The 12,623-nt window shown below is 65.5% G+C and carries 11 protein-coding genes; 8 read left to right on the top strand and 3 right to left on the bottom strand.

Annotated features, from left to right (window positions below; all coding sequences use genetic code 11):
- Window positions 1-79: 79 nt before the first annotated feature.
- Window positions 80-856 (top strand): SDR family NAD(P)-dependent oxidoreductase, encoded by a 777-nt coding sequence (locus tag MNQ99_RS17655; protein ID WP_241913902.1) that lies wholly within the window; start codon window positions 80-82, stop codon window positions 854-856.
- 137 nt (window positions 857-993) lie between these two features.
- Here the strand turns inward: MNQ99_RS17655 and MNQ99_RS17650 are convergent, their stop codons facing one another.
- Window positions 994-2,313, bottom strand: a complete 1,320-nt coding sequence (locus MNQ99_RS17650; protein WP_241913901.1) for an NADH:flavin oxidoreductase — start codon at window positions 2,311-2,313, stop codon at window positions 994-996.
- 360 nt (window positions 2,314-2,673) lie between these two features.
- Between MNQ99_RS17650 and MNQ99_RS17645 the strand changes: the two genes are divergently transcribed.
- The 3 genes from MNQ99_RS17645 (at window position 2,674) to MNQ99_RS17635 (ending at window position 5,140) form a co-directional block, all read left to right on the top strand.
- Window positions 2,674-3,255, top strand: a complete 582-nt coding sequence (locus MNQ99_RS17645) for a TetR/AcrR family transcriptional regulator (protein ID WP_127514227.1) — start codon at window positions 2,674-2,676, stop codon at window positions 3,253-3,255.
- Between the two features lie 251 nt (window positions 3,256-3,506).
- Entirely contained in the window at window positions 3,507-4,727 is a 1,221-nt protein-coding gene (locus MNQ99_RS17640; RefSeq protein ID WP_241913900.1) for an acetyl-CoA C-acyltransferase, read from the top strand.
- Window positions 4,724-5,140 (top strand): PaaI family thioesterase, encoded by a 417-nt coding sequence (locus tag MNQ99_RS17635; RefSeq protein WP_241913899.1) that lies wholly within the window; start codon window positions 4,724-4,726, stop codon window positions 5,138-5,140. Before MNQ99_RS17640 ends, MNQ99_RS17635 begins: the two co-directional genes overlap by 4 nt.
- A 169-nt stretch (window positions 5,141-5,309) precedes the next feature.
- On the opposite strand, the gene MNQ99_RS17630 is transcribed toward MNQ99_RS17635, so the two are convergent.
- Window positions 5,310-6,329, bottom strand: coding sequence for a dihydrodipicolinate synthase family protein (locus MNQ99_RS17630; protein ID WP_127514232.1), 1,020 nt, complete (start codon window positions 6,327-6,329; stop codon window positions 5,310-5,312).
- Between the two features lie 21 nt (window positions 6,330-6,350).
- Window positions 6,351-7,364, bottom strand: a complete 1,014-nt coding sequence (locus tag MNQ99_RS17625) for an ornithine cyclodeaminase family protein (protein WP_241913898.1) — start codon at window positions 7,362-7,364, stop codon at window positions 6,351-6,353.
- A 133-nt stretch (window positions 7,365-7,497) separates the two neighbouring features.
- On the opposite strand from MNQ99_RS17625, the gene MNQ99_RS17620 reads away from it, so the two are divergent.
- From MNQ99_RS17620 to MNQ99_RS17605, 4 genes are all read left to right on the top strand, one after another.
- The gene (locus MNQ99_RS17620) at window positions 7,498-8,874 is read left to right on the top strand and encodes an NADP-dependent succinic semialdehyde dehydrogenase (RefSeq protein WP_241913897.1); all 1,377 of its coding nucleotides are present in this window, start codon (window positions 7,498-7,500) and stop codon (window positions 8,872-8,874) included.
- Between the two features lie 96 nt (window positions 8,875-8,970).
- Entirely contained in the window at window positions 8,971-10,476 is a 1,506-nt protein-coding gene (locus MNQ99_RS17615; protein ID WP_241913896.1) for a bifunctional 3-(3-hydroxy-phenyl)propionate/3-hydroxycinnamic acid hydroxylase, read from the top strand.
- Window positions 10,477-10,517: 41 nt separating this feature from the next.
- Entirely contained in the window at window positions 10,518-11,456 is a 939-nt protein-coding gene (locus MNQ99_RS17610; protein WP_241913895.1) for a VOC family protein, read from the top strand.
- A 224-nt stretch (window positions 11,457-11,680) separates the two neighbouring features.
- Window positions 11,681-12,502: an ABC transporter substrate-binding protein gene (locus tag MNQ99_RS17605; protein ID WP_241913894.1), complete on the top strand. Its 822-nt coding sequence runs from the start codon at window positions 11,681-11,683 to the stop codon at window positions 12,500-12,502.
- Window positions 12,503-12,623 lie beyond the last annotated feature (121 nt).

Here is a 12,623-nt window from a genome sequence, read left to right as displayed (position 1 = left end):
CAACCGATCGGGTACCGGCCCGTACCCGTGCGTGGTTGCGTGGAATTAGTTGCTACGACGAGGTGAACGGAGAAGATCCATGGCTGCTGGCCGCTTGGACGGAAAAGTTGTCCTGCTGACGGGTATCGGAGGCGGAATGGGCCGTGTGACAGCGCGGTTGTTCGCAGCTGAGGGCGCGATCGTGGTCGGCTGCGACCTCGACCCGGTCAGTGCAGCGGAGACGGTCCGCCTGGTCGAGGCCGAAGGCGGATCGGTCGAGTCAAGCGCTCCGGTGGATCTGAGCGACCGGGCCGACATCGACCGTTGGATTGCCGACACAGTGGCACGCCATGGCCGGATCGACGTTCTCTACAACAACGCCAGCCTGCCGCGATTCGCGCCGTTTGCCCAGATGAGCGCTGACGACTACCGGTTCACCCTCCAGAACGAGCTGGACCTGGTGTGGCATGCCTGCCAGGCAGCGTGGCCGCACCTGGAGGCATCACGCGGCGCGATCGTTAACATCGGCTCGGGGGCCGGAACCCAGGGCGCGCGAGCGCTGCCACAGGCCGCCCATGCCGCCGCCAAGGGGGCGGTCATCGCCCTCACGCGACAGTTGGCGGCAGAAGGAGTCGCGGCCGGCATCCGCGTCAACTGCTTGAGCCCGGGAGTCATGGCGACGCCGCCTGTGCTCGCCATGTTCGACGAGTTCGGCGAGAATGCGCCTGTCGCTCCGATCATTGAGCGCACCATCGATGGCAAGCCGGGAGACCCGCTCGCGGTCGCCTATGCGGGCCTGTATCTCGCCTCCGACGAGGCGAAGTGGGTCACTGGGATCAACCTTGTGGTCGATGGCGGAGCCAGCGCCATCATGTAGGCCAGCGAAGACTCCCACAGAACCACGACGACGGCGGTGCTCGCATAGGCGAGCGCCGCCGTCGACGTATTAACCTTCAGTGGATGGGTGCATTCAGGTTTCCCAGCAAGGGAGCCTGAATGCACCCATCCCAACTGTCAGTTCTTGGAAGCCTTCGATTTGGAGCTCGCCAATTTATCCGCGATGCCCATGAGGGTCGGTGATCCGGTGGCGGCAATCAGCGCGGCCTCCACCGGGCGCTTGAGCTTGACCGAGACGGGTTCCTTCACTCCTCCGAGCACCGCTTCGCGCCCCATGGCAGGGTTCTTGTGGCAGCGGACAGGTACGTTGAAGATCAAACGGCGCAGGCACGAGTTGTCATGGTCGCACCACACGATCTCATCGAGCCTGCCCTGGAGCACCTTGTTGGGGAACTCGGGATCGGCCAGCAGTTGCCGGGCGAGCATGATGCCGTCACCGTGGCCGTTGGCGATCGCGTCGGCGCTCTGCTGCGGATCGTAGGTGCTGCTCAGCAGCAACGGGGTGTTCGGCAGCGCGGCACGGAACGCCTGGGGCTCAGCATGCTCCAGCATGGACCCCGACGACGAGGGAAGGTTGTTGTCCATCGACTCGTAGTTCCCGTCGGTGAGTGCGATGTACCCCAGACCCTCTTTCGCAATGATCGCCGCGGTCTCCGCAAACTCCTCGGGACCCTGCCCGTCCGGCAGGTGGTCGTTCACGCTCATCCGGAGACCCACGGGGTAGTCAGTGCCCACCTCGGCCCGGATCGCGCGGACGGTGTCGGTCAGGATGCGGGCGCGGTTCTCGGCGCTGCCGCCGTATTCGTCGATTCGCCAGTTGGTCCGCGGCGAGAGGAAGGAGGAGTAGAGGTAGCGCATGTGGGCACCGAGCTCGATGCCGTCGAAGCCGGCGGCCTTCGCACGCCGGACGGCGGCGACCGTCTGGTCCTGGACCTTCAGGATGTCTTCCTTGGTGATCTCCAGCGGAGTCGGGTTCGTGCGCCCGCCGGGGATGTAGAACCCGTGCGGGAGGCGGGGAGCGCCCATGTGGACGGGTTTCGGGCTCGCCGCCAGAGTGGGCCGTCCTTCAGCCGGAACGCCCATGGCCCCGAAGCTCGGAAAGATCTGGGCAAAGATCGGCACATCGTGCGCGTGTACGGCATCGACCATGCGCTTGAGCCCCGGGATGAAGTCGTCCCGGTCGAATCGCATCAGCGGCTGGAACGGCGCCTCTTGGTTCCCTCGCTCGGTGGCGACGCCGCCGCCAATGATCAGCAGCCCCGCGCCGCCGCGGGCACGAGTGGTGAGGAAGGCGATGGTTTGGTCGCTCGGGTGACCGTCCTTCGTGGGCTGGAGCACGGCCATCGGGCTCAGCACGAAGCGGTTCTTGATCGTCAGGCCGTCGATCTTCCAGGGGCTGGAGAGCACCTCGGCGACGGTAGTGGCTTCTGGGGACATTCGTTTTCTCCTTGGTAGATCATGACCGCGGCCCGTGGGAAGCTCCCTACAAGCAGCGATGGCAAGGCCTCGGGATCCGCTCACGGCGCCGTAAAGCCGCCTGGATCTCGTGAAAGTTCTCGATTCTAAACGTATCGTATTGAATACGATAATGCGGCTTGCTGCTGTGATCAAGGCCACCAGGCCGCAGGCGGCGGCCCCTAGGTTCCATGGTCCGCGTGGATGGCCGGCTGTCCTTGTCTAGGGCTTGAGTGGCCATGTTTTGGCTCCTGAAACTGCATTTACAGGGGTTTGTTGCCCCAGCGCACCGATCTATGGTGTACGTTTCGTATTGGAAGTCTCAAGCTCGAAGGTGGATGCATGGCGGTCAGAAGCGAACAAAGTCATAAGGCGATTCTTGAAGCCACCATGGCGCTGCTTGACGAGTCAGGGCCGGACGCGCTCACTGTTCAGAAGCTCTCCATTGAGCGCATCGCGCGAGAAGCCGGCGTGAGCAAGACGACGATCTACCGCTGGTGGCCGAGCAAAGCGGCCGTTGTCATCGATACTTTTCTGGAGAACCATGTCGCGCGCACTCCGGTTCGTGAAGATGTGCCTGCAATCGACGCCCTGCGGGAGCATCTCTCCTCGCTTGCAGTGATTTATGCAGGTCCGGAGGGGCGGCTCATTTCCCAACTTGTCGCGGAAGCGCAGTATGACTCGGCGACAATGGAGGAGTTCAAGAACCGGTTCTGGCTTCCCCGTACACGCGCCGTGACGGCGATAGTGCGAAGGGCAATGGAAGAAGGGGCGATCCGTTCGGACCTGGAGCCAATGCTGGTGACGGAGCTGCTCTACTCCCCGGTGTACTTCCGCCTCCTCTTCCAGTCCGGTCCTCTGGACGCGGATGCGGCAAATGCCATCATGCAGTCGGCTCTCGAGGGGCTCGAGAGCCAGCACTAAGTTGCTTTCGGCAGTCGTGGCCGGATGAAGGCCGGGGGAGCAGTCAGTCCGAGTTCTGCAGGGACATCTGCGGCTCCCTCTAAAGGACGCACCCTTTGCATTGCCGGTTCGATACGGTCCGTATAGTATTGGTTTTCAGGGCTCGATGCTTCGCTTTAAGTGGCAACCTGAGGCACGCCGCCCGTCACAAATCCTGTGGACTTCCTGTCCGTTCCGATGAATCATGCGAACCTGCCGAAAGGACACACCTCGTGATCCCCGCCCTAGCTCCCCATGACGCCGTCGTCGTCGCCTACCGCAGAACGCCCATCGGACGTGCCCGCAAGGGATCGTTCGCGGGGGAGCGGCCCGAGGATCTCGCACTGGCTGCCGTTACAGGAGTCCTTGCGGCAACACCGCAACTCGACCCCACCGAGTTGGCCGACGCCTATGTGGGCTGCGCGGTTCCTGAAGGGGCACAGGGCGACAACATCGGCCGGCGGGTCATGATCATGGCGGGGATGGACCACCTCCCGGCGGCCACAGTCAACCGCTTCTGCGCCTCCTCCCTGCAGGCGACGGCGATGGCGGCACAGGCTGTGCGTGCCGGGGACGGCCAGGCCTTCCTCGTCGCCGGCGTGGAGTCCACGTCCTCGACGCCGCCGGTGACGACTTCCCCCTATCCGGGTTTTGCGGCTGCGGGTCGCCGCGCGGACGAACTCTTCGAATCCGGGGCCGAATGGTCAGACCCGCGGAACCGCGGCGAACTGCCGGACATCTACATCGACATGGGCAAAACCGCCGAGTTCGTTGCCCGTTCCACGGGCACCACTCGGCGGGACCAGGATGAATGGGCGCTCGAGTCGCAACTCCGGGCCGCGCGCGCCATCGAGGCCGGATACTTTGCCCGGGAAATCACTCCGGTCACCACTGCGGATGGCAGGAAGGTCACGGCCGACGACGGCCCACGCCCCACAACCACCATGGACGGGCTGTCCGGACTTCAGCCGGTTTTCCACGCCTCGGGCACCGTCACCGCAGGCAACGCCAGCCCGCTCAATGACGGGGCCTCCGCCCTCATCGTGATGAGTGCCGGCCGGGCCAAAGAGTTGGGACTCACCCCGCTGGCCCGCATTCTGGGGACCACGGCCAGCGGGCTTTCCCCGGAGGTCATGGGGCTGGGCCCGGTGGAGGCCTCACAGCGGCTCATGGCCCGACTCGGGTTGTCGATCGACGACATCGACGTCGTGGAATTGAATGAGGCATTCGCCGCCCAGGTCGTGCCTGTTGTCCGCCAGCTCAAGGCGGACCCAGCGAAGGTGAACCCGTTCGGCGGGGCGATCGCGCTCGGCCACCCCTTCGGTGCCACCGGGGCCCGGCTTGTTGGCACGCTCATCAATGGCTTGCAGGCCAAGGACGCCACGCTGGGACTGGCCACGCTCTGCGTCGGCGGCGGCCAAGGCATGGCCATGGCCATCGAACGCCTGTCATGAGCACCACGATGACGATTGACGATCCGGTGCGCTCCATGCTGGAGGCAGACCGGAGCCTGGAGCGGCTGGGCGTCACGGTGGAAGGCGCCAGCGGCGGCCGCTCGGTCGCAGTTCTCGAGGTCGAACCGCAGATGGCCAATGGGCATGGCATTGCCCATGGTGGCTTCGTTTTCAGTGTTGCCGATACTGCCTTCGCCATGGCAGCGAATACGCTGGGCGCCAGCATCGCGACGGCGGACGCAACCATCACCTACCTGTCTCCCGCACACGTTGGCGAGCGGCTGGTTGCCGAGGCCGAGGTTACTTTCAATGAATCGCGGCGGGTCATCGTGGACGTCATCGTCCGCGCCGGAGACCGCACGGTGGCCATCTACCGCGGAACCGGCCGTGCTCTCCGGGCACCTGCCGGCTAGGCCGCGCACCAGCCTCCTGCAGACGGAACCCATCGCTCACGACATCGAGCGATGGGTTCCGTCGTCTCCGGGCAGCAGGATCCACACGCAAAACCGCTCCCCTGGAAGGACCGATTTCTCGGCCACATCCAGGGGAGCGGTCTATAAGCGCTGCCTAGCCCAGTGAGCGTCAGGCAGAGACGCGGCCCCGCACGAACTCTTCATCCGGGGAGTCCGTGACCGGCAGGCCGGAGGCCACCAGCGAGGCCCGGAGCTGCTTCATGAAGCGGTCGGGCAGCTTCGGGGAAGGCGCGCGGAGGGCCCCACCGTTGAAGCCGGCGAGCCACTCCTGGTACTTCCACTGGGTGCGGTTGATCATGTTTGTCCCCGGCGTGGAGGTCGAGGACACGGCGCCGTTGGCCTGACGGGCGGGATGGACCTGCCAGTACAGCTTCATTGCTTCCTCCCACTGGCCGGACTGGGCCAGATCGAAGGCGCGGGGGTAGTAGTCGCTCATCCAGTTCGTGTTGCTCGTGCCCGAGAACTGGAAGTCCAGCACGGACATCAGCGGGATGGTCTCGGCCTCGATCGGGCAGGAGATCAGCACCTCGTCGCGGAAATGGTGGTACATCTCCATGACGCCGGGGATGCCGGGGTAGGCTTGCTCCGCCTTGATCGCGACGATGTTCGGGATGGCATCCAGCACACGCCGAACGAAGGCCACATCCATGCCTGCCGGATGGATCCGCTCGAAGCCCCAGGCCGGAAGCGGGAACAGCATGGTGGCCAGCCCGGTCTCGTCGCAGAAGGCCTTGGTGTAGTCGAACACCTGATCGTGGGACGTCGGCCAGAAGGACGCGGGGTAGGCCAGCAGCGCGCGGTCCACGCCGGCGGCTTCGGCAAGCTTGGCGGCGCGGATGTTCTCTTCCAGGGTGTTGAAGATGGCGTGGAAAAAGATGCCAAAGTCGGGCCCGGCGGCTTCACGCGCCACCGCGGCAATCCGGGCGTATTCCTCCACCGTGACATTCACTTCGGCAACCAGAAGGGTGCCGGCAAAGCCGAGTTCCTTCAGCTTGAGTACGTCGTGGCGGATCGCGTTCTCGTTGATCCCGGAAAAGTCGGGTGTGTAGGACGGGTGGGTGACGGCGATCGTGCCGCGGAACTTCTCTTTCGCCCAGGCGCGGGCCTCGGACCGTGTGTAATCCACCATTGGGTTCTCCTTAATCCTTGTTTATTTACGAGTAGTGACAATGCCGACCGGCAGGACGGTGCCGATGCCCTCGGCGCGGGCTCGGTTGAGGAGCATCTCGGCAACGACGACGTCCTGCAGGCCCGAGCCTGTCGATTTGTAGATCCGAATGCCCTGCTCCGGGTCGATCTGGGTTGCACCGCTGAGCACAGCGTTGAGCGTGACGACGACGGAATCGACGTCGACGCCGTCGGCGCGGGCGGCGATCATGTCGCCGCTGCCGTTGACCACCTCGTCATAGGTGTCGACGACGACGACGGCGGCCCGGCCAATGAGGTCGGCTGGCAGTTCGCGCTGTGCCGGCGTGGTGGAACCGATGGAGACGATGGCGGTATTCGGGCCCACCCATTCGCTCAGCAGGGTGGGGGATTCGTCCCTCGACCGTGCCGCGCAGAGAATGAGGTCTGCATCCTCCGCTGCCTCCTGGGCAGAGCCCACCGCGACGGCCGCCGCGCCAGAGACGCCGTCGAACTCGCGGGCGAACGCCTCACGATTCGAAGGTGTAGGACTGAACACGCGGATGCCGGCGAACTCGACCAGGTGGGACAGCGCCGTGAGGTGCGACCGCGCTTCGAAGCCCGAACCGATCACGCCGACCCGCAAGGGCCGTTGCGGTACCAGCGTCGAGGCCCCGACGGCGGAGGTCGCCGCCGTGCGCAAGCCGGTGACCCGGTTGCCGTCCACCAGCGCGACCAAGTCCGCCGTGTCCTTATCGAAGAGGGAGATGAGATAGCTGACGCGGAGCCCGTCCGCGAAGGATCCGACGATCGATTTCGCGCCGAACAGCTGGCCGCTTCCCGGCACAGACGGCATGATCCGCATCCACTCGCGTTCGGACTGGGCAAAGATCCTGCCTGGCGTCCGGGCCTCGTCGTCGGCGGCACTGTAGGCGGCGCGAATGGCCCGAATGGCCTCGGGCCAATCTGACAGCTTGGCTACATCGGAATCTGTCAGGAACAGCGGAAGGTTCTGCGGCAATTCGCCATCGGTACTCACGGGCTTTCACTCCTTCGTGTTACGGGGCCCCGCAACGAGCGGGTCGGAGAATGAGATGGGCATTACATCCGATACGAATCGTATCCCATATACTCATCAGCACAACCCCGTCTCAAGGAGGAGCGTTCAGCATATGGGAATCGCAACTGTGAACCCGACCACCGGCTTGACCGAAAAGGAATTCGAGCCCCATTCATCCGAAGAGGTCCAGGCCCGAATCGCCGAGAGCGCCGGGGCAGCAGCTCGCCTCCGCGCCACCACCTACGAGCAGCGGGCGGCCTGGATGCTTGCTGCCGCGGAGATCCTCGCCGACGAGGCGAACAGCCTCGCGGAGCTCATCACCGTCGAGATGGGTAAGCCCATCGCGCAGTCGGTCGCCGAGGTGCAGAAGTCCGCGAAGGCCATGCGCTACTACGCAGAGAATGCGGAAGCGTTCCTCGCCGACAGCCCGCTCCAGGACCCGGCGGCGGTGGGTGCCTCCCAGGCCTGGACCCGCTACGAGCCACTCGGCGCGGTCTTGGCGGTCATGCCGTGGAACTATCCGCTATGGCAGGTGATTAGGTTCGCCGCCCCTGCGCTCATGGCGGGGAACTCCGGGCTGCTGAAGCATGCCTCCAACGTGCCCCAGGCCGCGATCTATCTCGACACGCTGTTCGAGCGGGGAGGCTTCCCGGCCGGTTCCTTCCGGACCCTGCTGATCGGCGGCGGTGAGGTCGCCGACGTGCTGGCTGATCCGCGGGTCAAGGCGGTCACCTTGACCGGCTCGGAGCCCGCAGGGCGTTCCGTAGCTTCGATCGCAGCCGATCACGTGAAGAAAGCCGTGCTGGAACTCGGCGGATCGGATCCGTTCATCGTCATGCCGACCGCAGATATTGCCGAAGCGGCGGCCACTGCAGTGCGGGCCCGGATCAACAACAACGGCCAGTCCTGTATCGCAGGCAAGCGCTTCATCGTCCACACCGACGTCTACGACGCCTTCGCCGCCGAGTTCGCGCAGCGGATGGCCGACCTCGTCGTCGGCGACCCCCTCGATCCGCAGACCGAGGTTGGCCCGCTGGCCACCCGCTCCGGTCGCGACGAACTTGCCGAGCTCGTCGAGGACGCCCGGGACCGCGGGGCCCAGATCCTGGCCGGCGGAACCATTCCGGACAGCAAAGGCTTTTTCTATGCCCCCACCGTTGTGGCCGGGCTGACCGACGACATGCGGCTGGTCCAGGAGGAGGCCTTCGGACCCGTTGCCTCGCTCTACCGCGCGAACGATCGCGAGGAAGCCCTGCGGATCGCCAACCAAACCTCCTTCGGTCTGTCCAGCGCTGTCTGGACGCGGGACGCAGCCGAGGAAGAGTGGTTCCTGCAGAACCTCGAAGCCGGGGCCGTGTTCATCAATGGCATGACCGTTTCCTACCAGGAGCTGCCGTTCGGCGGGATCAAGCGCTCCGGATTCGGGCGGGAACTTGCGGCGGAAGGCATCCGCGAGTTCTGCAACCTGAAGACCGTCTGGAAGGCCTGACACAACGCATCGAGCGGCTCGCCGGAACCCTTGCGAGCACAAAGTGATCGGTGTTACATTATCCGAAACGAAACGTACTGAACCGAAGGATTCCAAATGACCGACGCAGTCAATGTCGACGTGGTGGTGATCGGGGGAGGCCCGGTAGGGGTGACCGCGCTGGCGCTGCTTGGCCGGGCGGGATTGACCGCCGTTGGCCTGGAGCGCGAAACCGAGGCCTGGCCCACCGCCCGTGCAGTGCACTTCGACGGCGAAACCTTCCGCACCCTCCAGTCACTGGGGGTTGCGGAACGGTTCGCGGACGTCACGTTGCCGATGTCCTCGATGCACATCGAGAACGAGGCTGGTGAGGTGCTCATCTCCATTCCCACCGGGCGGTTCGGGAGCCAGGCCTGGCACGACGACCTCACCTTCCACCAGCCCGACGTCGAGCACTTGCTCAGGGATGTTGTCGACAAGCTCCCCGGCGTCGAACTCCGCTGCGGAAGCGCGGCCGCCGGCGTCCGAAACGTCGACGGCGGCGTCGAGGTCACCGTGCGCGACGCCGATGGCCGCGAATCGGTGGTCCGCGCCCGCTGGGCCATCGCGGCCGACGGCGCCCGGTCCGAGGTCCGAAATTCGTTTGGTATCGTCACCGAACGCATCGGTGAGGACGCCCAGTGGCTGGTGGTGGACGGAATCCTCAAGGACAGCCCCGGCCTGGCAACCGACATGATCTTCTTGGGCCACCACACCCGGCCCGCCCTGTGGATCCGACTGCCAGGCGACAGAGTGCGGATGGAATTCATGTTGATGCCGGACGACGACCCCGAGGAAATCGTGACGGCGGAGTCGGTCGAACGGATCAGCCGCGGCGTCCTGCCCGCTGACAAGTTCACCGCCGACCGGCAATCCATCTACACATTCCGGGGCCGCATCGCCGAGCAGTGGCGGGTGGGCAACGTCTTCCTGGCCGGAGACGCTGCGCATCAGGCGCCGCCGCTGTTCGGGCAGGGCCTGTGTGCCGGAATCCGGGACGTGGCCAACCTCGTCTGGAAGCTGGACCTGGTCAAGCGCGGCTCGGCGGATGAGTCGCTGCTCGACACCTACGAGACCGAGCGGAAGCCGCATGCGCGGTTCTGGGTGGAGCAGGCGGCCACTGCTGCGGGCTTCCTTCAGACCACCGACGCCGAGGTGGCGAAACAGCGGGACGAATTCATCCGGACCAATCCTGCCGCCTCGGCCCCGGTGTCCCCGGCCCTGGGCCCGGGTCTCCACGAAGGCGACACCGACAAGCGGGCGGGCTATCTGGGCATCCAGCCGATCCTCGCCGACGGAGTCCGGCTGGACGATATGGTGGGCGCCCACTTCCTGGTGGCGAGCTCCCGCGACCTCTACGAAGCCGTCCCGGCCGAACTGCGCGCCCAGCTCGAGGAGGACGGCGACGTCGTCGTCCTGCTCGATCCGGCCAAGGTCGGCCAGATCCTTGAAACGGCGGGCGCCTCCGCCGTCGTCATGCGGCCGGACCACTACATCCTGGGTCTCGCCGACACGCCCGAAGCGTTCGAGCGTATCGTGCGCAGCATCCCCACCGTCGACCGCGCCGTACCGGCGCCCCTCTAGACCAACACCCGCCAGAAATCGGCACAAGATAGGAGATCACCATGGCCTTCAGCCCGATCACCCACCTGCGGCACTTCGACATCGCCGTACCCGACTACCAAAAGCAGATCGACTTCTATAAGAACCACTGGGGACTCACCGTCATGGAGGACGACGGCGGCGTCACCTACTTCGCCGCCGAGGGCTCGCCCGAGCAGTACTCGGTCCGGGTCCGCAAGTCCGACGAGAAACGGCTCGATCTGGTCTCCTTCGGCGCCGCTGACCGCACCGCCGTCGATCAGCTGGCCTCCGACCTCATTGCGAAGGGCGTGCAGCTGGTCGGTGAGCCCGACGACGTCAAGACGCTCGGCGGCGGCTACGGCTTCCGGTTCTTCGATCTGGAAGGGCGCACCATCGAGGTCTCCGCCGACGTCGCAACCCGCAAGCACCGGAAGGTCGAAGAGCGCGAGGACATCCCGGTCAAGCTCTCGCACGTGGTGCTGAACTCGCCCGAGCCGGAAAAGATGCGGGCCTGGTACGAGCAGCACTTGGGTTTCCGCCTGTCCGACACCCTGAACCACCCGCAGACCGGCGACCTGTTCTACTTCATGCGCTGCAACGCCCAGCACCACAGCATGGCCATCGCCCGCGGTCCGCATGCCTCCCTGCAGCACGCCTCGTTCGAACTGCGCGGAATCGACGAATACATGCGGGGCAGCGGCCGTCTGATGCGCGCCGGGTTCCGGAAGATCTGGGGCCCCGGCCGGCACCGCGCCGGCGACAACACCTTCACCTACTTCATTGACCCGAACGGGAACACGATGGAGTACACCACCGAACTCGACGCGGTCGACGAGGACACTTGGCATCCCAGCATCTTCGACGTCCGCGAGCCGGAGACGTCCGACCAGTGGGGCACCGGAGGCGAGATGGACGAATTCATCACCAAGGAGATGTTCAACGACCCGGACAAGGGCCTGTACGTGGCCCCGCCGGTCTGACGGGAAGCCGCCGTGGCCGGGAATCCAACAACCGAAACGGTCGGTCCGGGCGGCTTCGCGCTCGGCACCTTCGAGCTCGCGGGGGAACCTTTCCCCGGGGTGGTCTTCGGTGACGCCGTCGTAGATCTCCGATCTGTCCTGCCCGCCGTGGGGCAGATCGGGGATCTGTTCGGGGTTTCAATGGCTGACGGGCCAGTGCGATGAGCCTGCGGCAGAGCCATTTCGTGCCGCCCGTTCCGTACCTCATGGCCGCCCACCAAGGGATGTTGGATGGGCTGGATGTTGACACCACGCGTGCAACGTCCAGCGCCTCCCAGTTGGAGGGGCTGATCTCGGGAGAACTGGACCTGGCGGTCACGGCCATCGACAACCTGTTTGAGTGGACGAAGGCCGGCGCCGACCTCCGGCTCGTCGCCCAGGTCGAGAAGACCACGCCCCTCGGGCTCTATGCGCGAGATTCGGCGGAGTCCCTAGCTGATCTGGCGGGGCGCCGATTTGCGGTGGATGCGCTGTCGAACGGTTTCGCCCTGGCCGCCCGCCGTGTGCTCCAGGACGCCGGCGTCGAGGTCCACTACGTCGAGGTGGGCGGAGTTCGGGAGCGTTTCGACGCCCTGGTGGCAGGGGATGCGGACGCAACGCTGCTCGGCCCGCCGATCGACGAGCTCGCGGTCGCGGCCGGCATGCGCTGCCTGGCAGCCGTGAACAGCCTGCTGCCGGACTTTCCCGGCCAGGGGCTGGTGGTCCGGGCCCCGCTTGTCGGTTCTGAAGAGCTGCACGACTACCTGCGTGCCTTGGTCGGCGGCGCGGAGTACTGCCGCTCTCTTTCGGCCGACGACGGCGTGGCCTTCCTTTCGCAATGCGGCTTCTCCACGGCGGCCGCTGCGGCGTGGGAAGCCCGGCCGGACACCCTGGAAGTCAGCTCCTCAGGCCTCGCCGTGCTCACGGACATCCGGCGGAGCCTCGGCATGCTGCCACAGGGTATCGAACTCGCCGCGCTCTGCGATGCTGGCCCGCTTCGCCGGGCCACCGAAACCGTCGAGCGATAAGCGCAGGCACTGCGAAACCTGACCGGACCGCAAAACCTGCGCACAGCAGACCCCCCGCTTCGATCAGAACCATTGTGATCGCGGGCACTACATGCGATACTGTACGTATCGAACAGAAGCA

The organism is Arthrobacter sulfonylureivorans (assembly GCF_022637435.1).
Taxonomy (GTDB): domain Bacteria; phylum Actinomycetota; class Actinomycetes; order Actinomycetales; family Micrococcaceae; genus Crystallibacter; species Crystallibacter sulfonylureivorans.
The sequence above is the reverse complement of the archived record's forward strand: the minus strand, read 5'-3'. Positions and strand labels throughout refer to the sequence as shown.